At 73.9% G+C, this 20740-nt stretch carries 9 protein-coding genes; 7 read left to right on the forward strand and 2 right to left on the reverse strand.

Annotation, left to right across the window (positions count from 1 at the left end):
• The first annotated feature begins 481 nt into the window (after positions 1-481).
• Genes ABZ822_RS25280 through ABZ822_RS25305 form a run of 6 tightly spaced genes read left to right on the forward strand, consistent with a single transcriptional unit; the run spans position 482 to position 15835 of the window.
• Positions 482-7579 (forward strand): SDR family NAD(P)-dependent oxidoreductase, encoded by a 7098-nt coding sequence (locus ABZ822_RS25280; protein WP_360858551.1) that lies wholly within the window; start codon positions 482-484, stop codon positions 7577-7579.
• A 44-nt stretch (positions 7580-7623) separates the two neighbouring features.
• Positions 7624-12336, forward strand: coding sequence for a beta-ketoacyl synthase N-terminal-like domain-containing protein (locus ABZ822_RS25285; protein ID WP_360858770.1), 4713 nt, complete (start codon positions 7624-7626; stop codon positions 12334-12336).
• A 55-nt stretch (positions 12337-12391) separates the two neighbouring features.
• Complete coding sequence (locus ABZ822_RS25290; protein ID WP_360858773.1) at positions 12392-12646, forward strand: phosphopantetheine-binding protein; 255 nt, start codon at positions 12392-12394, stop codon at positions 12644-12646.
• A 2-nt stretch (positions 12647-12648) separates the two neighbouring features.
• Complete coding sequence (locus ABZ822_RS25295; protein WP_360858554.1) at positions 12649-13515, forward strand: alpha/beta hydrolase; 867 nt, start codon at positions 12649-12651, stop codon at positions 13513-13515.
• Complete coding sequence (locus tag ABZ822_RS25300; RefSeq protein WP_360858557.1) at positions 13512-14735, forward strand: glycosyltransferase; 1224 nt, start codon at positions 13512-13514, stop codon at positions 14733-14735. The genes ABZ822_RS25295 and ABZ822_RS25300 overlap by 4 nt, the downstream gene beginning before the upstream one ends.
• A gap of 2 nt (positions 14736-14737) precedes the next feature.
• The gene (locus ABZ822_RS25305; protein WP_360858561.1) at positions 14738-15835 is read left to right on the forward strand and encodes a class I SAM-dependent methyltransferase; all 1098 of its coding nucleotides are present in this window, start codon (positions 14738-14740) and stop codon (positions 15833-15835) included.
• 53 nt (positions 15836-15888) lie between these two features.
• Here the strand turns inward: ABZ822_RS25305 and ABZ822_RS25310 are convergent, their stop codons facing one another.
• Both ABZ822_RS25310 and ABZ822_RS25315 read right to left on the reverse strand, forming a co-directional pair.
• Positions 15889-16344: a (2Fe-2S)-binding protein gene (locus ABZ822_RS25310; RefSeq protein ID WP_360858564.1), complete on the reverse strand. Its 456-nt coding sequence runs from the start codon at positions 16342-16344 to the stop codon at positions 15889-15891.
• A 10-nt stretch (positions 16345-16354) separates the two neighbouring features.
• Positions 16355-18568 (reverse strand): molybdopterin cofactor-binding domain-containing protein, encoded by a 2214-nt coding sequence (locus ABZ822_RS25315; protein ID WP_360858567.1) that lies wholly within the window; start codon positions 18566-18568, stop codon positions 16355-16357.
• Positions 18569-18784: 216 nt separating this feature from the next.
• Here ABZ822_RS25315 and ABZ822_RS25320 point away from each other — a divergent pair, with 216 nt between their 5' ends.
• The gene (locus ABZ822_RS25320) at positions 18785-20506 is read left to right on the forward strand and encodes a histidine kinase (RefSeq protein WP_360858570.1); all 1722 of its coding nucleotides are present in this window, start codon (positions 18785-18787) and stop codon (positions 20504-20506) included.
• The last annotated feature ends 234 nt before the right edge of the window (positions 20507-20740 follow it).

The following is a 20740-nucleotide window of genomic DNA, read 5'->3' on the forward strand; positions in this document are numbered from 1 at the left end:
CATTTCTGTTTCAGCCGGTGACACATGATCGCAACAGAACGCCATTCGGTGCTCGGTGGCGGGTTTGCGCGGAGGAATTACCGGGCCTGCCGTGATCCTTTCGGGGTTTCGGCTTGTGAACACCTGGAGTGAAGTGACAGCGAATAGCGGATTCACGCAGTTGTCATCACAGGCGTCCATGGTGAAACGTTCGGGCAATCATGAGTTTCCCCGCGGGTGGCTGTCGTACCGCGTCTCCGCAGGATTCTGTGCGAGTACACGGGACGGCCCTGGTGGCGCGTGAGTCTTACCTACTCCTTCTCGTGTGTGAACGGCTACTCGTGGGTTGACTGTTCGCATCGCTCTCGCTAGCTTCAGCAGGCGCCCTGAATTCGAACGCCCATCCAGCGATCAGAACTCTGTGATCCCGGTGCTGCACGAATTTCCGCTCTTGCGCCACCTACACCCCCCAATGCGTCACCAAAGCCCCCCCGGAGCACACATGACGTCCGCTGCTGCGCGCGTAGACGACATCGTCATAGGCATCAGCCCCTTCAGAGAACCGGATCCACGCCTCGCATCGGCGGTCAGCAGAGCCGGAGGTCTGGGAGTTCTCGATCTCGGTACGGGGGGACGCCGCGCGCGGGAGGCATTGGCCGACACCGATCGCTGGGCAGGAGGCGCACGCTACGGCGTCCGCGTGGCGGCCGGATGCCGCCTCACCCCCGCCGACCTGGTCGTTCCCGAGGGCACCGGCCCGGACACGGTCGTCCTCGGTCCCGACTCGCCCTGGTCGGTCGACCAAGTCGCCGCGGACCACCGGGTGCTGGCCGAGGTGATCGACCTCCGCCAGGCCCTGGCCGCCGTCCACGCCGGGGCGCACGGCCTGATCGCCCGCGGCAGCGAGAGCGGCGGGCGCGTCGGCGAACTCAGCACCTTCGTGCTGCTCCAGCAACTGCTCGCCGAGCCCTCCGTTTCGGTGCCGGTCTGGGCCTGCGGCGGCATCGGGCCGTACACGGCCGCCGGTGCCGTGGCCGGCGGGGCGGCCGGTGTCGTCCTGGACACCCAGCTCGCCCTGCTCGCCGAATCCGGCCTGCCGGAGGAGGCGGCGTCCGCGATCCGCTCCATGGACGGCTCCGAGACCGTCGTCGTCGGAGGCCACCGGGTGCTGCACCGCCGCGGCCAGTCGTCCGCGGACGCGAGCACCGACCCGGCCGCCGTCGCCGCCCGCCTCGGCGTCCACGACCTGCGCACCCGGCTGCTGCCGGTCGGGCAGGACGGGTTCCTGGCCGCGCGTTTCGCGGCACGGTACCGGGACGTCCGCGGAGCCGTACGCGCCGTGGCCGATGCCGTACGGGACGCCGTACGCGACGAGGAGGCCGCCGGGGCCCTGCGCCCCGGATCGGCGATGAGCCGGACCCTCGGCACCCCGCTGCCCGTCGCGCAGGGCCCGATGACCCGCGTCAGCGACCGCGCCGACTTCGCCTCCGCTGTCGCCGGCGAGGGCGGGCTGCCCTTCATCGCGCTGGCACTGGCCGACCGTGAGCGGGCCCGCGAGATGCTGGAGGAGGCCCGTACGGCGCTGGAAGGACGGCCGTGGGGCGTCGGCGTCCTCGGCTTCGCGCCCGAGGAGATCCGCGGCGCCCAGCTCGAAGCCGTACGCGAACTCCGGCCCACCCACGCGATCATCGCGGGCGGACGACCGTCCCAGGCCGAGGCGCTGGAGAAGGACGGCATTACCACCTTCCTGCACGTGCCCTCGCCGGGTCTGCTGCGCCAGTTCCTGGAGGCGGGCTCCCGCCGGTTCGTCCTCGAAGGGTCCGAGTGCGGCGGCCACGTCGGCCCGCGGAGCAGCTTCGCGCTCTGGGAGGCCCAACTGGCCGTGATCGAGGACTTCCTGGACGAGACCGGGGACACGGAGACCGGCCGCGTCGAGGTCCTCTTCGCCGGTGGGGTCCACGACGAACGCTCCTCCGCGGTCGTCGCCGCGCTCGCCGCCCCGCTGACCCGGCGGGGCGGTTCCGTCGGTGTCCTGATGGGCACCGCGTACCTCTTCACCGAGGAGGCGGTCGGGCGCGGCGCGGTGCAGCCGCTCTTCCAGCGGCAGGTCGTGGCCTCGCGGCGGACCGTCCTCCTGGAGACCGCCCCGGGCCATGCCACGCGCGCCGTGGCCAGCCCCTTCGCGGAGAACTTCGCCGGCCTCAAGCGGACCCTGGAAGGTCAGGGCGTCCCCAACCGGCAGATGTGGGAGGAGCTGGAGCGCCTCAACGTCGGCCGCCTGCGGATCGCGAGTAAGGGGATCGAGCGCGGCGAGGGCGGCGCGCTGCTGCCCGTCGGGGAGGAACGCCAGCTCACCGACGGCATGTTCATGGCCGGGGAGGTCGCCGTGCTCCGCTCGGCCACCACCACGATCGCCGACCTCCACCGCTCGGTCTCCTCCGACGCCGCGGACTTCCTGGACGGGCGCCGCGCCGATGTCCTGCGCCGCCTGGGGGAGAGCGAGGCGGAACGATACGCCGGGCCCGAGGCGCCCGAGCCGCTGGACATCGCCGTCGTCGGCATGTCCTGCATGTTCCCTCAGGCCCCCGACCTCGCCTCGTTCTGGGCCAATGTCCTCTCCGGCGCCGACGCCGTGACCGAGGTGCCCGCCGACCGCTGGGACCCGGCGATCCACTACGAGCGGGACGCCTCCGGCGACGGCGAGGCGGCCGAGCGCGCCACGGCCTCCAAGTGGGGCGGATTCCTGCCCCCGATCCCGTTCGACGCCCTGCGGTACGGCATCCCGCCGGCCTCCCTCGGCAGCATCGAGCCCGTCCAGCTCCTCGCCCTCGAAGCGGCCCGCCGCGCCCTGGAGGACGCCGGGTACGGCGACGGCGCCGGACGCGCCTTCGACCGGTCCCGCACCTCCGTCGTCTTCGGCGCCGAGGCCGGCAGCGACCTCTCCAACGCCCAGACGCTGCGCGCGGTCCTGCCCGCCTACATGAGCACCGTCCCGGAGGAGCTGGCCGGCCAGCTGCCGCGGCTGACCGAGGACTCCTTCCCCGGCATGCTCGCCAACGTCATCTCCGGCCGGATCGCCAACCGGCTCGACCTCGGCGGCGCCAACTACACGGTCGACGCGGCCTGCGCCTCCTCGCTCGCCGCCGTCGACGTCGCGTGCAAGGAACTCACCGCCGGGACCAGCGACATCGTCCTGTGCGGCGGCGCGGACCTGCACAACGGCATCAACGACTACGTGCTGTTCTCCTCGGTGCACGCCCTCTCCCCGACCGGCCGGTCCCGCGCCTTCGACAGCTCGGCCGATGGCATCGCGCTCGGCGAGGGCGTCGCCTGCCTCGTCCTCAAGCGCCTGGAGGACGCCGAACGGGACGGGGACCGCGTCTACGGCGTGATCAAGGGCCTGGGCAGCTCCAGCGACGGCCGCTCCCTGGGCCTGACCGCACCCCGCCCCGAGGGCCAGCGGGCCGCGCTCGAACGCGCCTACCGCAACGCCCGGATCTCGCCCTCCGGCGTCGGCCTGGTCGAGGCGCACGGGACCGGTACGGTCGTCGGCGACCGCACCGAACTGACCGTGCTCAGCGAGCTGTTCACGCGCGCCGGGGCCGAACAGGGCAGCTGTGCCCTCGGATCCGTCAAGTCCCAGATCGGGCACACCAAGTGCGCCGCAGGACTGGCCGGCATGATCAAGAGCGTCCTGGCCCTGCACACCGGCGTGAAGCCGCCGACCCTGCACATGAAGCAGCCCAACGACGCATGGAAGGCCACCAGCAGCCCGTTCGTCTTCCACAGCGAGGCCCGACCCTGGGCGGCACCGGCCGAGCAACGCGTCGCCGGCGTCAGCGCGTTCGGCTTCGGCGGCACCAACTTCCATGTGGTGCTGGCGGCCCACGACAGCGGCCCGCCGCCCGCCACCGCGCTCGACGCCTGGCCCGCCGAACTGTTCACCTTCCGCGGCACCGACCACGCGGCGGCCCTGCGCCGCGTCGAGGAGACGCTGCGGCTCACGGAGACGAACGACACCGCGGGACGCCCCTGGCGCCTGCGCGACCTCGCCCTCGCCTCCGCCCGCCGCGCCGACGCCGGTCACGATCCCGTACGGGTGGCGATCGTCGCCGAGGACCTGGACGGCCTCGCCGGGCAGCTCCGCCGGGTGCTCGCGGGCGAGCACGACGCCGCGTCCGGCATCCATGTGCACGAGGAGGAGCCGTCCCCGGACCCGGGGCAGGTGGCGTTCCTCTTCCCGGGCCAGGGCAGCCAGCGGCCCGGCATGTTCGCGGACCTCTTCGTCGCCTTCCCCGAGCTCCACCGCTACCTCGAACTCGGCCGCTCCTACGCCGACGTGCTCCACCCGCCCACCGCCTTCGACGAAGCCGGCCGGGCCGAGCAGCGGGACCGGATCACCGACACCCGCGTCGCGCAGCCGGCGCTCGGCATCGCGGGCCTCTCCGCGTACGCCCTGCTGACCGCCGCCGGCGTACGGCCCGACATGGCCGCCGGGCACAGCTACGGCGAACTGGTCGCGCTCTGCGCGGCCGGCTCCCTCACCCCGCGCGCCCTGCTGGAGCTGAGCGCCGAGCGCGCGAACGCGATCCTCGAGGCCAACGGAGACGAGCGCGGCGCCATGGCCGCCGTGACCACCGGATCCGACGCCGTCGAGGAGATACTGCGCCGGCACGGGCTCGCGGAGCGGGCCGTCGTCGCCAACCACAACGCCCCCCGCCAGACCGTGCTCTCCGGGCACGCGGACGCGGTCGACGAGGCCGTACGGCTCCTGCGCGACGCCGGATACGGAGCCAAGCGCATCCCCGTCGCCTGCGCCTTCCACAGCCCGCTGCTCGCGGGTGCGGGGGACCGGTTCGCCGACGCGCTGGCCGGACGGCCCGTACGGGCCCCCGAGTTCCCCGTCTGGGCCAACCGCACCGCGGACGTCCACGGTGCGGAGCCGGAGGCCGTACGCGCCGAACTCGCCGCCCAGATCGAGGCGCCCGTCCGCTTCGTGGAGCAGATCGAGGCCATGTACGCGGCGGGGGCGCGAGTCTTCGTCGAGGCCGGGCCGGGCACCGTGCTGACGAAGCTGGTCGGCTCGATCCTCGGCGACCGGCCGCACCGCACGGTCGCCTTCGAGGGGCGCCGGCGCGACGGCGGGGTGTGCTCCTTCCTCGACGCGCTGGCCCGACTGGCCGTCGCCGGACTGCCGGTCCGCACCGGCTGGATGTTCCGCGGTCGCGACGCCGTGGAGGCCGGCCGCACCGCACCACCGAAACGACCCGGTTGGACGGTGGACGGCCAGCTCGTCCGCACCGCGGCCGGCGAACTCCTGCCCGGTGCCCTGGCACCGGCCCGACCGATCGGGGACATGACGATGACCGGCAACGGCCAGGCAGGGGGCACCACCCCCTCCGACAGAGAGGCCCTGATCGCCGAATTCCTGCGCAGCAGCAGGGAGATGATCGCCGCGCAGCGCGACGTGCTGCTGGCGCACCTCGGGGTCGCGCCGGGCGTGCAGTTCGCCTCACCGGTCTCACCGGCGTCGCCCGCCGGGCCCGTCCTGGCCGGGGAGTCCGTCGCGACGGCCCCGGCGATCCCGGGCGCGGCCGACGTCCTCGCGCCGTTGCCCGAGGTACCCGCCGCGCCGGAGCCGGTCCCCGCCGCGGCACCCGCGTCCGAGACCGTCACCGCGGACGACGTGCTGCGCGTGGTCTCCGAGATCATCAGTGAACGCACCGGCTATCCCCTCGACATGATCGAGCCCGATCTCGATCTGGAGGCCGACCTCAGCATCGACTCCATCAAGCGCGCCGAGATCGCGGGCGAACTGGCCAAGCGGCTGGGCGTGGGCGGCGGAGGCGCGGCGGCCCTGGGCGACGACGAGCTGGAGGACCTCGCCAGGGCGCGTACCACCGCGGCCGTCACCGCCTGGCTGACCGCGCGCCTCGCCGCGTCGGAGGACGTGGGGGACGCGGGGGACGCGGACACATCAGCCGCGCCGGAGTCCCCGTCCCCGCAGCCGACCCCCGAGGAGGCGCCGGCGCGGGCCGCCGAGGAGCGGGCGCCGAGCCCCTCCGGCCGGCCGGACGCGAACGATCCGCCGGACCCCGCCGTACGCGGCGTGGCCCCGAAGCGGCTCCGCATGACCCCCGTACCCCTCCCCGCGCCGGGACCCGGCACCGCCAACGCGCTGTCCGGCACCCGCTTCGCGCTCCTGGGCCAGGGCGGCGGCACCGCCGAGGCCGTCACCGCCCGCCTCGCCGAGCACGGCGCGGACGCGGTCACCTTCGACGCCGGGCATCTCCTCACCTTCGACGACGGTCGCGTCGACGGCGTCATCCTGCTCGACCCGCTGACCGGCAGCGGAACTCCCGTGCTCCCGGAGGCCTTTCCGGCGATCCGTGCCGCGCTGCGGCGGTCCCCGCAGTGGCTGCTGGCCGCCCGCCGCGCCGACGCTGACGGCGTGCGCGGCGCGGGACTTGCCGGGCTGTTCCGTACGGTCGCCCGGGAGTACCCGCTGACCGTGGCGCGCCTGGTGGACGTCGCCCCGGGTGACGCCGCGGACGGCGGCTCCGATGCGGATCCCGCCGCGGTCGCCGACGCTCTCATCGGCGAACTGCTCGCCGCCGGGGACGCCCCGGTCGTTCTGCGAACCGCCGAAGGACGCTCGGGACTTGAACTGGTGGAGACCCCGCTCGGCTCCCTCGCCGTCTCCGGTGCCGGCCCCGCCGGCGACGGTGCGGCCGAGGCCGCCGCGATGGGGCTCGACCGCGAGTCCGTGGTCGTCCTCGTCGGCGGCGCGCGCGGCATCACCGCGCGGTTCGCGTCCACGCTCGCGGCCGCCTCCCGGTGCCGGATCGAACTGCTGGGCCGTACCCCGGAGCCCGCCGGCCCCGAGGACCCGGCGATCGCCGAGGCCCGCGACCCCGCCGCCCTGCGCGCGGCCCTCGCCGCCCGCGGCGGCAGCACCCCGGCAGAGATCCAGCGCGAGACCTCCCGGATCCTGGCGCAGCGCGAAGTGGCCGAGACGATCGCGGAGTTGAGGAAGCTCGGCAGCGAGGTGCGGTACCGCTCGGTCGACTTCCGGGAGACCGACGCCGTACTCCAGACCGTCAAGGAGATCCACGCCCACCACGGACGGCTCGACGGCGTCGTCTACGCGGCCGGGGTCATCGAGGACCGGCTCATCGAGGAGAAGACCCCCGAGTCCTTCCAGCGGGTCTTCGCAACGAAGGTCGACGGCGCGAGCGCCCTGCTGGACGCGCTCGGCGAACTGCCCGCGGGACCCTCCTTCGTCGTCCTCTTCGGATCCATATCCGCCGTCCTCGGCAACCGCGGCCAGGCCGACTACGCCGCCGCCAACGACGCGCTGGACGACCTCGGCGCGCACTGGGCGAGCCGTACGGGCCGCCGGGCCCTGACCGTGCACTGGGGACCCTGGGCCCCCTCCGCCACCCACGGCGGCATGGTCAGCCCCGAGCTCGGGCGCGAGTACGCGCGGCGCGGCATCGACCTCATCGACCCCGAGGAAGGCACCCTCGCGCTGCTCCGTGAACTCGCCTGGGGCGACGAGCCGTCCGGGTCCGTCGTCTACACCGCGTCGGGCTGGTGACCGTGGCACGCGACGACGCCGCGCCGGACGGACCAGCGGGCCCGATGGCCCCGGTCGCCATCGTGGGGATGGCGGTCCTGCTGCCCGGGGCCCCGGACCTCGACACCTACTGGCGCAATCTGCACAACCGCACGGACGCGATCACCGACGTCCCCGACGGGCGGTGGGACAGCGAGTACTACCACCCGGAGAGCACGGGAGCGGCGGGAGCGCCCGACCGGGTCTACTGCCGGCGGGGCGGATTCGTCGACGAGTTCGCCGAGGCGGAGGTCACCCGGTTCGGGATCATGCCCGCCTCGGTGTCGGGCGCCGAGCCCGACCAGCTGCTCGCGCTGAAGGTGGCCGCCGCGGCCATCGAGGACGCGGGCGGCGAGGACCGGCTGCCCGACCGGCAGCGGGTGGGCGTGGTGCTCGGGCGTGGCGGCTATCTCACGCCCGGGCTCGTACGGCTCGACCAGCGAGTCCGGACCGCGCGCCAACTGGTCCGTACCCTGGGCGAGTTGATGCCGAACCTGGGGGACGAGCAACTGGAGCGCGTGCACGCCGCGTTCATCGACCGGCTCGGCCCGCACCACCCCGAGGCCGCCATCGGTCTGGTGCCCAACCTCGCCGCGTCACGGGTGGCCAACCGGCTCGATCTCCGCGGCCCTGCCTACACGGTGGACGCCGCGTGCGCGTCCTCGCTCGTGGCCGTCGACCACGCGGTCGCGGAGCTGTCCTCGGGCCGGTGCGACGTGATGCTCACCGGCGGCGTGCACCACTGCCACGACATCACGCTGTGGAGCGTCTTCTCCCAGCTCGGCGCGCTCTCCCCGAGCCAGCGCATCCGGCCCTTCCACCGGGACGCCGACGGCATCCTGATCGGCGAGGGCACCGGGGTCGTGGTGCTCAAGCGGCTGGCCGACGCGCAGCGCGACGGCGACCGCGTCTACGCCGTGATCCGCGGCACCGGAGTCGCCAGCGACGGCCGTACCGCGGGCCTGGCCAACCCGGACCCCGCCGGCCAGACCCGGGCCGTACGGGAGGCGTGGCGCCGGGCCGGGCTCGACCCGCGCGAAGCCGGGGCGATCGGACTCCTCGAGGCGCACGGCACCGCGACCCCGGCCGGCGACGCGGCCGAACTCGCCACGCTGGCCGAGGTGTTCGGCCCCGGCGGCGTTGCCGGTGACGTCCTGGACGGCGACGGCGGGCGCGGCCGCGCGGTCATCGGCTCGGTGAAGTCGATGATCGGCCACACCATGCCCGCCGCCGGAGTGGCGTCCCTGGTCAAGGCCGCCCTCGCCGTCCACCACGGCACGCTGCTGCCGACCCTGCACTGCGACGACCCGCACCCGGAACTGGCGCGGACCCGTTTCCGTACGCTGGACACCGCCGCGCCGTGGGAGACCGGCCCCGGAGCGCCCGTACGCCGGGCCGGTGTCAACGCGTTCGGGTTCGGCGGCATCAACGCCCATGTCGTGCTGGAGGAAGCGCCCACCGCGGCATCCCGTCGCCCGGCGGGCGCGCCCGCGCCGCGCGCGGCGGTGACCGAGCCCGAGCGGGTCCTGACCCTCTCGGCCGGATCGCCGGAGGAACTTAGCGCGTTGCTCGCGGCGGAGGAATCCGCCGTCCTCGGCGCGGCCTCCACCAGGCCCGCCGGGCCCGGCCGCAGCAGGCTCGGCATCGTCGACCCCACGGCCAAGCGCCTCGCGCTCGCCCGGCGCGCCGTCGCCAAGGGCCGCCCGTGGCGCGGCCGCAACGACGTCTGGTTCGCGCCCGAGCCGTTGCTCGGTGACGGCTCGCGTCGTGACGGGGGCCGCCACGGGAAGCTGGCCTTCGTCTTCCCGGGCCTGGAGGGCGAGTTCGATCCGAGGATCGAGGGCGTGGCCGAGCACTTCGGCCTCGACGCCACGGCGCTCCGGCCCTCCCATGCCGAGGCCGAGGTCGGTGACATCGGCCGTCACGGCACCGGGGTCTTCGCCGTCGGACGCCTCCTCGACGCCGCCCTGCGGCGTATGGGGATCGTCCCCGACGCGGTCGCCGGGCACAGCGTGGGCGAGTGGACGGCGATGGCCGCGGGCGGCATCCACTCCGGGGCCGCGGTCGACGCCTTCCTCGACGACTTCGACCCGGACTCGCTGCGCGTGCCGGGTGTCGCCTTCGCCGTCCTCGGCACCTCCGCGGAACGCGTCCTGGCCGCCCTCACGGAGCGCGGGGACGGCCGGATCGTGCTCTCGCACGACAACGCCCCGCGCCAGTCGATGGTCTGCGGACCGGAGGCCGACATCGAGGAGTTCGTGCGGTCCATGCGCGACGAGGGCGTGATCGCCCAGGTGCTCCCGTTCCAGTCCGGGTTCCACACCCCGATGCTCGCCCCCTACCTCGGGCCGCTGGAGGCGGGAGCGGCCGGATTCGAGATCCACGCTCCGGTCGTCCCCGTCTGGTCCGGGACGACGGCCTCGCCGTATCCGCCGGACGAGGCGGGGGTGCGCGAGCTGTTCGTCCGTCACCTGCTGGAGCCCGTACGCTTCCGGCAGTTGACCGAGGCGATGTACGCGGACGGATTCCGCGCGTTCGTTCAGGTCGGCACCGGCCAGCTCGCCTCACTGATCGGCGACACCCTCCACGACCGGGACCACCTCGTGGTCGCCGCCAACGCCCCGCACCGCGACGGCCTGGCCCAACTGCGGCGCACCGCAACGGCGTTGTGGGCCGAGGGCCTGCCGGTGGACCCGGTCCTGCTGCGGCCCGCCGTACGGGCCGCGGCGTCGGTCGCGCGCCCGCAGGTGAAGCCCGTCAAGCTCGACCTCGGAGGGGCCCTGGTCTCCCTGGACGCGGGGACCGCCGCGGAACTCCGCCGCGAGCTGGCACCGAGCGGCGGTGCCTCCGCGGAGTCCCCGGACCGTGTCACGGCGAAGCTCGACGCGGTGGCCGCGCAGTCCCCGCTCGCGGCCGAACTGGGCGCGCTGCTGCGGGAGACGGCCGACACCGCGGCCGAACTCCTCCACGCAGGGGCCCGTGCCGCGGGCCGCCCCCCGCAGCCGCCGGCGCAGCCCCGTCCGAACGTGCTGCCGTTCCCGTCCGCGCGCGCCTCCGCGCCCGCACGGGCGGCCCAGGGGCCGGCGTCCCCCGGCCCGGAGACGGCGCCCGCGGGCGAGAGGCGGACCGTACTGCACGTCTCCACCGAGGCCATGCCGTACCTGCGGGACCACTGCTTCTACCCGCAACGCCCCGACTGGCCCGACGAGGAGGACCGCTGGCCGGTGGTCCCCGCCACCACGATCGTCCAGCACCTCATGGACGCGGCCGAGAACGCCGCTCCCGGGCAGCGCGCCGTCGCCGTGTCCGGCGCCCGCTTCGAGCAGTGGGTGGCCGCCGTGCCGCCGACGGACGTCGTGGTCACCACGACGCCGTCCGCGGACGGCACCGGCCGGTTCGCCGTCGGCTTCGGCCGCAGCGCCCGCGCCACCGTCCAGGTCGCGGACCGGTACCCGGCGGGACCCGAGCCGTGGGTCACCGACGCGGCCGTCGAGCGCGCCCCCGCCCACGCGGCGGCCCAGCTCTACGCCGAGCGCTGGATGTTCCACGGACCGGCGTTCCAGGGCGTCACGGACATCACCGCGATCGGCGAGTCGCACGTACGAGGCAGGATCACCACCCCGCCCGCGCCCGGCGCCCTCCTCGACAACGTCGGCCAGCTCCTCGGCTACTGGATCATGGCCACGCGTACGGAGCGGACCGTGGTCTTCCCGGTCGGCGTCCGCACGATGCGCTTCTTCGGACCGCATCCGCGGGCCGGCACGGAGCTGGAGTGCCTGGTGCGGATCGTCTCGCTGACCGACACCGTCCTGGAGGCCGATGTCCAGCTCGTCGCCGACGGCACGGTGTGGGCCGAGCTGAAAGGCTGGCAGGACCGCCGGTTCGACAACAACGTGGAGACCCGTCCCGTGGAGCGCTTCCCCGAGCGCAACACGCTCTCCCGCCCGCAGCCGGGCGGCTGGGTCCTCGTCCACGAACCCTGGTCGGACCTCGCGTCCCGCGACCTGATCATGCGCAATCACCTGGGCGGTGCCGAGCGCACCGGCTACGACAGCCACGCGCCGCGCGGCCGCCGCCAGTGGCTGCTGGGACGGATCGCCGCCAAGGACGCGGTACGGCAATGGCTGTGGGACCACGGCGAAGGACCCGTCTTCCCCGCCGAGATCCGCATCCACAACGACGACAGCGGCCGGCCGTACGTCACCGGCGTCAACGGCCGGATCATCCCCGACCTCGAACTCTCCCTGGCCCACCGGGCCGAGAGCGGTGTGGCCCTGGTGACACGCCGGAACCCGGCGGCCACCGCGCACGGCGGCACCGGAGTCGGCATCGACATCGAGGAGGTCGTCGACCGCGACGAGCACACCCTCGCCGTCGCCTTCGGCGCCGAAGAGCTGCGGCTCATCACCGAACTCAGCGCCACGACGGGGGAGTCGCAGGCCCGGTGGGCCACCACCTTCTGGGCGGCCAAGGAAGCCGTCGCGAAGGCGGAGGGCACCGGACTGCGAGGACGGCCCCGCGACTTCGCCGTGACCGGGGCGAAGGCCATCGCGGGCGCCACGCAGGCCCCCGTACGCCTCACGGTCGAGGCACCCGCACCCGCCGGCCGGCAGCGCAGCTACCGGGTGCACAGCACCAGGGCGTCCAACCCCCCGGGACTGCCCGCCAGGGACTACGCCGTGGCCTGGACCCATGGCCCGACGGAAGAACAGAAGGAGAACCACCGTGACCACCAGTGAGCAGGCCGCGGTCCCCGTCGCCGACGAGCGGACCGTCTTCGCCGAAATCGCCGGCATGCTCCGCGCCATCCTCGACGATGTGGGCCTCGACGACGTCGAGATCACCATGGACAGCCGCTTCACCGAGGACCTGGACCTGGAGAGCATCGACCTCGTCACGCTGGCGGGCAAGCTCGAGGAACGGTACGGGCGGCAGGTCAACTTCGCCGTGTTCGTGGCCAGTATGGAGCTCGACGAGCTCATCGACCTGACCATCGGACGCCTCGTCGAGTACGTCGTCCAGCGCCTCGCCGCCGCGGAGGGATGCTGAGCATGGCGATGATCCACACGGCCGGTGACGGGGAGGGCGTCCGGCTGCACGTGCAGCGGATGACGCCGGAGGACCGGCCACCGGTCGCCACGGCGGTCCTGACGCACGGACTGCTCAACGACAGTCTGGCGAACTTCTACTTCACCATCGCTCCCCCTCTCGCCGCCGCGGGCGTCGACGTGGTGATGTTCGACCACCGGGGCCACGGCCGCAGCGAGCGTCCGCCGACCGGCTACCGGCTGGAGAACTTCGCCGACGACATGGAACTCCTGATCGACCGGCTGGAGATCACCGGCCCGCTCCACCTCGTGGGCAACTGCTTCGGCGGCACCGTGGCCTTCGAGTACGCGCTCCGCCACCCCGAGCGGACGGCGAGCGTCTTCCTGATCGAGTCGAAGCCGGCCACGACGTCCTGGTCGACGGAGATCGCCTGGCTCCTGGACCAGGCCGTACCCGCGCTCAGCGATCACGAGGACGAGACGCTGGCCTGGGTGACCGAGACCCTGGGCCCGCAGAAGGCCCGGCTGGCCAGGATGGGGGCCCGGCTGGTCCAGAACACCAGCCTCGCCACCGACATCGTCGAGAGCCGTGTGCTCACCGACGAGATGATCGGGTCCGTGCGCTGCCCGGTGTCCGCGCTCTACGGCTCCGAGTCCACCCTCGCCACGCAGCGGGAGTGGCTGGAGTCGCGGCTGCCGCAGACGCGGACCATCCTGGCCCCCGGCCACAACCACGAGGTGCTCGCCGATGCGCCGGCGCTCGTCCTGCCCCATGTCCTGTCGGCGATCGTCGGGCCCGTCGCGGCTCAGGGGGCGCTGATACCGGGGGACGCCGCACCCGGGGAACTGGCGCAGGCGGCCGACCGGTGAGCCGCTTCCTGTTCGTCGTGCCGCCGCTGGTCGGGCACATCAACCCCACCATCGGGGTCGGGGCCGAACTGGCCGCCCGGGGGCACTCGGTGGCGTGGGTCGGCGACCCCGCGGTCGTCCGGCCGCTCGCGGGGGAGGACGCCGAGATCTTCCCCAGCGGTGGGCACTGGCTGAGCACGCCCGTCCGCATGCCCGACGTACGGGGACCGCGTGCGCTGAAGTTCCTCTGGGAGCAGTTCTTCGGCCCGCTGGCCGAGGAGATGGCGCCGGGCGTGGAGGACGCCGTCGGGGCGTTCCGTCCCGACGTGATCGTGTCCGACCAGCAGACCGTCGCCGGCGGGCTGATCGCCGAACGCCTCGGCGTGCGGTGGGCCACGTCGGCCACCACCTCGGCCGAGTTCACCGGCGCGCTCGACAGCATGCCCAAGGTCGACGTCTGGCTCGACGGTCTCATCGCCGAGCTGCGTGGGCGGATCGGCGACCCTGCGTCCACGGCGGACCCGCGCTTCTCGCCGTACCTGGTGCTGGCGTTCACCACCGAGGAGCTTTCGGGGCGGCCGGTGGTGGCGGGGGACCGCATCCGCTTCGTGGGCCCGTCCGTCGCCGGGCGGCCGGCCGGACACGACTTCCCCTGGGAGTGGATCGACCCGGCGCGGCCCACCGCGCTCGTCACGCTGGGCACGGCCAACGTCGACGCGGGCGACCGTTTCCTGGCGGTGTGTCAGGAGGCGGCGCGCGGCAGGGCGGACCGGCTCCAGACGGTGATCGTGGACCCCGCGGGCTCCCTCGGCCCGCCGGGCGCGAGCGGCGGTTCACCGTCCGTCCCGGACGACAAGGACGTACTGACCCTCCCGTTCGTGCCCCAACTCCCGCTGCTGAGGCGGGTCGACGCCGTCGTCTGCCACGCCGGCCACAACACCGTCTGCGAGGCGCTGTGGAACGGCGTCCCCCTCGTCGTCGCGCCGATCCGCGACGACCAGCCGGTCGTCGCGGCCCAGGTCGCCGACGCCGGCGCGGGCGTGCGCGTCCGGTTCGGCCGCGTCACCGCACCGAAGCTCGGCGATGCGCTCGACGCGGTACTCCACGAGCCCGGCTACCGGGCCGCGGCCGAGCGCATCGGCGCGTCGTTCCGCGCCGCGGGCGGAGCCGCCGCCGCGGCGGGCCACCTCGCCCAGTTGACGTCCCTCACCGGAGAAGCCACCACCGTCCCGGAGGCGTAGCCTTGAGCAGCAGCACACCGGCACCGCAGCGCCCCGCCGAGCCGTCCCGGGCCGAGGAGGTCGCCGGGCTCCGCCCGCGCTACCAGGCCGATCTGGCGGCCGGCACCGACCGCTTCTTCGAGCCGCGCCGTACGGAGTGCCCCTGGTGCGGCTCGTCCAGCCTGCGGGTGCGCCTGCGCACGATCGACCTCTTCCAGCACAAGCCGGGCCGCTTCGTCCTGGAGGCGTGCGAGGAGTGCCACCACGTCTTCCAGAACCCCCGGCTCAGCGACGAGGGACTGGAGTTCTACTACCGGGACTTCTACGACGGGCTGGGGGAGAAGCAGCTCGGCGGGGCGTTCGCGCGCCGCACCAAGACGTACGTGGGCCGGGCCGAGCCGATGAAGCGCTTCACCGGGTCACCGGCGATGTGGCTCGACGTCGGCACCGGCCACGGCCACTTCTGCGAGACCGCCCGGACCGTCTTCCCCGGCACCACCTTCGACGGCCTCGACTTCACCGACGGCATCGAGGTCGCGGAGCGCGAGGGCCGGGTCACCCGCGGATTCCGCGGCAGCTTCACCGAATTGGCCGGTGAGGACCTGGCCGGCGGCTACGACGTGGTCAGCATGTACCACTACCTGGAGCACAGCACGAACCCGCGCGAGGAACTGCGCGCCGCGTGGAAGACCGTACGGCCCGGCGGGTATCTGATGATCGAGGTGCCCGACGCGGAGTCCCGCCTCGCGCGGTGGCTCGGCCGCTGGTGGCTGCCGTGGCTCCAGCCGCAGCACCTCAACTTCGTCCCGCTGGCCAATCTGCGACGGGAACTGACCGCCCTCGGGTTCACGGTCGTCGCCGAGCAACGTGCGGAACCCCACGACCCGGTCGACCTTCTGGGCGCCGTCTGGCTGCCGCTCAACCGGTACGCCCCGGCCGAGGACGCCCCCTGGCATCCCGAGCCGCCAGGCCGCCCGGCGCTGCTGCTGCGCCGTCTGCTCCTGCTCGCGGGCCTCCCGCTGCTGGTGCTGGCGACGGTGCTGGACCGCGTCCTCGTCAAACCGCTGGCGGGGCGCGCCGGACTGGCCAACGCCTACCGGGTGATCGCGCGCCGCGACTGACGCCGGCCCGAACCGGCCCGCGTGAGAGGGGAATCGAGAACGGCCGCGCCGGACTACAGGTTCGCCGCGGCCCTCTTGATCGCCTCGCGGATGCGGAAGTACGTGCCGCAGCGGCAGACGTTCGCGATGGCGTCGATGTCCGCGTCCGTGGGGTCGCGCTTCTCCCGCAGCAGGGCCACCGCGGCCATGATCTGCCCCGGCTGGCAGTAGCCGCACTGCGCCACGTCCTCCTCCAGCCACGCCTGCTGGACGGGGTGCAGCCGGTCGCCGTCCGCCAGGCCCTCGATCGTGGTGACCTCGCGGCCCTCGGCGTCCGCGACCGGGACGACGCAGGGGTTCACCGCCTTCCCGTCGAGATGGCTGGTGCACGCCTTGCAGACGTCGATGCCGCAGCCGTACTTGGGCCCGGTGATGCCCAGCAGATCGCGGAGCACCCACAGGAGCGGCATGTCGCCGGGTGCGTCGACCGTGACGGACTCGCCGTTGACGGAGAAGGTGTGGGAAGGCAACGCGGGCTCCTCAACGGGGGAAGGGCGTGAAGTCGACGTCGAAGTTGACCGGGAAGCTGCGGGGCCTGGTGCCGGTCGCGCGGGCGTACGCGTTGGCGATCGCGCCGACCGCGGCCGGTACGCCCAGCTCCCCGGCACCGCCCGGCTCCCCGTCGGCGGGCATCACATGGATCTCCACGTCGGGCGGGGTGTCCTTCTGCCGCGCGTAGTGGAACTGCGAGTAACTGCCCTCCAGCGGAAGGCCCTTGTCGATGTGGAGCCCCGCCCGGAGGGTCGTCGAGATCGCGTCCGTCAGCCCGCCCAGCATCTGGGCCTCCAGGCCGCGCGGATTGACCGGCCGGCCGACGTCGACCGCGATGACGGCCTTGGTGACCCGGGGCTTCTTCGGGTCGCGGGCGTCGATCTCGACCAGACAGGCCGTGCAGGACTTGTACTCGTCGTGGAACGCGATGCCCTGGGCGTGGCCTTCCGGCATCTCCCGCCCCCAGTCGCCCGCGGAAGCCGCCTTGTCCAGGACCGCACGCTGCCGTGCGGTCTTGAGGAACGACCGGCGGAAGGCGACCGGGTCCCGGCCCATCCGCCGCGCCAGCTCGTCGACGACGATCTCCTCGGCGCCCCGGGTGTTCGCCGAGTACACCGACCGCCAGGACGCGGTGGGCATCCGCAGCGGCACCTCGTTCAGCAACTGCGTGGTGACACCGAAGTTGTACGGCGACTTCACCGTGGTCAGGAACAGCGACTGCGCGATGCTCGCGTTCCCGGCGACCGGCAGATGCGCGGCGTTCGCCGTGATGATCTCGCCGAGCCCGTGCCGGAGGTCGGTCTCGACGGCGGCCACCCGGTGTTCAAAGGTGAGCACGTTGTTCAGGGCGTAGGTCGCCCGGATCTTGTGGTGGGTGGCGGGCCGCATCCGGCCGTGCCGCATGTCGTCGATCCGGGACCACATCAGGCGCACCGGGCGTCCGCTCTTCTGCGAGATGCGGGCCGCCTCCAGTGCCCCGTCGAAGAACAGCCTGCGGCCGAACGACCCGCCCGCCTGCACGACATGGACGGTCACCTTGTCCTGCGGCAGCCCCAGTTCCCGGGCGATGGTCTGCAGCGCGACGATCGGCGACTTCAGCCCGGACCAGATGGTGGCACCGCCCTCCCGTACGTCCGCGACCGCCGAGTTGGTCTCCAGCGGCGCGTGGCTCGCGAAGGCGAAGTCGAAATCGGCGTCGAGGTGCTTGGTGAGCAGGGGCGGGACGACGAAGGGCAGGGCCGCGGCCCGGAGCTTCCCGCGGATGTCGTCGTCGGAGAGGGCGTCGACGGTCCCCTTCCTCCACCGGACGTCGAGGGCGTCCTTCGCCTCCAGCGCCTGGCCGAACGTCTCGGCCACGACCGCCACCCCGGTCGGGATCACGACGACGTCCAGGACTCCGGGCATCGCGCGGACGGCGGCCTCGTTGGCGACCGACTCCACCGTGCCGCCCAGCGTCGGCGGCCGCCGCACCATCGCCGGCTTCGCACCCGGAACGTCGAGATCGAGGGTGTACTTCTGCCGGCCGGTCACGATGGCGCGCGCGTCGATGCGCGAGGTCGGCGTCCCGACGAGCGTGTGCTCCGACTCCGCCTTCGGTTCGGACTGGGCCGGGCTCAGCCGCTCCGTCGTCCTCCCCGCCGCGGCGACGGCGAGCCGGGCGTACGAGGTCTCGCGTCCGTCCGGCGCCGTGACCGTGCCCTTGCTGACGGACAGCCGGTCCGGGTCGACGCCCCAGTCGCGGGCGGCGGTGGCGACCATCCGGGAGCGGGCGGCGGCCGCGGTCCTGCGGATCGGGTCGTAGAGCGAGCGGATCGAGTTCGAACTCCCGGTGAGCTGGTTGAACAGCAGCTCGGGGCGGGCGTCGTCGAGGCGCACCTTCACGGAGTGCAGGGGGACGTCGAGCTCCTCGGCGACCAGCATCGCCACGGCGGTGGTCAGGCCCTGGCCGACCTCGGCGCGCGGCAGCCGGAAGTGCGCCGTGCCCTCCTCGTCCATCTCCAGGACGAGCATGCCGGAGGTCGGCTTGCCCGCCAGGATCAGGACGTCGCCGAGGTCGAGGATGTCGGCCGGCGCCGGCGGCGTCGGGACCGCCCCCTCCGCGCTCGACGGGGCCAGGGCGTCCGCGCCGACTCCGGTGGCGATGGCCAGGGTGGGTGCTGCGACCAGGAACGTGAGGAAGGTGCGCCGGGATCGGTCGGCCATGCGGGACTCCGTTTCGGTCACGGCGTCGGTCGGCAGGACATCCTTACCGCAGAGTAAGGTCGCCAACAAGAGTGCTGCCGATACCGATCCGGCGCTTCCGGTTCGCACCTGGCCCCGGGCAGGTCGGACCGAGACGCCCGTACCGCGGAGTGCGCCGTTCCACCGAGCCGTACCCGGGCCTCCCCGGGGAGCGGCATCACGGCTTAGGATCCGCGCGTGACCGCACGACTCCTGACCACGGCCGTGACGGCCGGTCCCGCGGCGCCGACGAAGGGTGCCGGGGCAGGGGCCGCGCGGCCACCGGGGCGGGGCTCGTCCCGGGTCCGGCAGGTGCTCCTCACCGCAGCTGCCGTCTGCGTGGACGGTGTCTGGTCCTACGAGGTCGCGACCGAGTCCGCAGGCGGCCTGCTGCCCGCCCCGTGGTGCGTCGCCGTCCTCGCCGTCGCCGCCGCTCTCACGCTCCCCATGCGCCACCGCCGCCCGGTGCTCGTCATGTTCGCCGCGGCCGCGGGACTGCTCCTGGGCGGTGTGCTCGCCGTGACCGCCCCGGTCGCGGTGTACGCGCTGGGACGGGCACGGGTGCGCCTGCCGGTCGTGTACGCGGTGACGCTGACCCTGGCCATCGCCTTCGCCGCGGAGTTCGCCCGGCTGGACCGGTCGCTGACGCACTTCGCCGTACCCCTGGAGCTGTGCGGGCTGCTCGTCCTGACCGCGGCCGCCCTGCTCGCCTTCCCACCCCCGGCCCTCCGGCCCAAGGAGCCCCGAGACCAGGACGGCCTCTGGTGGTGGGCGGTCCCCGGGGGACTCCTGCTCGACGTCGCCGTCGCGGTCGTCGTCGCGGGATGCGACCTGCGCCGCGCCTCGTTCGCGTTCGACGACCACCCCCACCCCGCCGTCGTCCTGGGCGGGCTGCTCGCCGTCGCGGGCCTGAGCGCCGCCGTGGTGCTGCGGCGGCGGTATCCCGTGGCGGTCTGCGCCGCGGCGCTGGTGTGCGTACCGCTTCCGACGTTCGTACCCGAGGCCGCGCTGCCCGTGGCCCTCTACTCGGCCGCCAAGTACGGGTGTTCGCGCGCCGCCCTCGCCGGACTCTGCGCCGCGGCCTGCCCTGCCGTGGTCGCGGGCGGGTGGCTGGCCGATGCCCGGGTCGGCGGCGGCCCCGGGCTGTCACCCGAGATCGTGATCGAACTCGGCCTGATCATCGTCGTGCCGGCGCTGTTCGGCCTCTACCGCGGTGCCCGCCGCATGGTGCTGGACAGCCTCCGCGAGCGTGCCGACCGGCTCGAACGCGAGCAGCACCTGCTCGCGGCCCAGGCCCGCGTCGAGGAACGCGCCCGGATCGCCCGGGAGATGCACGACGTCGTCGCCAACCGCGTCAGCCTGATGGTCGTCCACGCCGGCGCCCTGGAGGCCGACCCCGCCCAGAGCGAGCGCGGGCGCGAGGCGGGACAGCTCATCGGGCAGGTCGGGCGGCAGGCGCTGGACGAACTGCGGCAGGTCCTCAGCGTCCTGCGCGGTGACTGCGACGAGGAACCACCTCCCGTCCAGCCGTCCCTCGACGGCCTCGACGCCCTCCTGCAGGACAGCCGGAGCACGGGCGCGCAGGTCACGCTGGAGGTCACCGGCGAGCGGCGTACGCTGCCCGGTGCCCTGGAGCTCACCGCGTACCGCGCGGTCCAGGAGGCGCTGACCAACGTCCGCAAGCACGCGGGGCGCGCCGACACCCGGGTCACCCTGGACTACCGCCCCGACGGGCTGCACATCACCGTGGAGAACGACCGGCCGACCGGGCCCCCACCGCCCCGCCTGCCCAGCAGCGGACACGGGATCGGCGGGCTCGGCGAGCGTGCGGCGCTCGCGGGCGGACGCGTCGAGGCCGCTCCGCGGCCGGACGGCGGCTTCCGCCTCACCGCCTGGCTCCCCGGGGCGCGCGAGGCGTGACGGGGCGGCCCACGACCGTCGCCGCCCACGAACCCGCACGTCCGGGGCTTCGGATTCAACGGTTCGCGCGGCGCGGCCGCCGTCCGACTGCCGGATCCGGCATCGGCGGTCGGAGACTCCGCAACCCGTCTAAGCTACTTCCCCCCGACCGGCCATTCGGCAGCCTCGAGCCAAGGGAGCCCCGTGTGACAGCGCGTTCGGACGGCACCGTGGTCCGGGCCGGCGGGCCGAGGA

The sequence above is a fragment of the Streptomyces sp. NPDC047108 genome, assembly GCF_040643575.1.
Classification (GTDB): Bacteria; Actinomycetota; Actinomycetes; order Streptomycetales; family Streptomycetaceae; genus Streptomyces.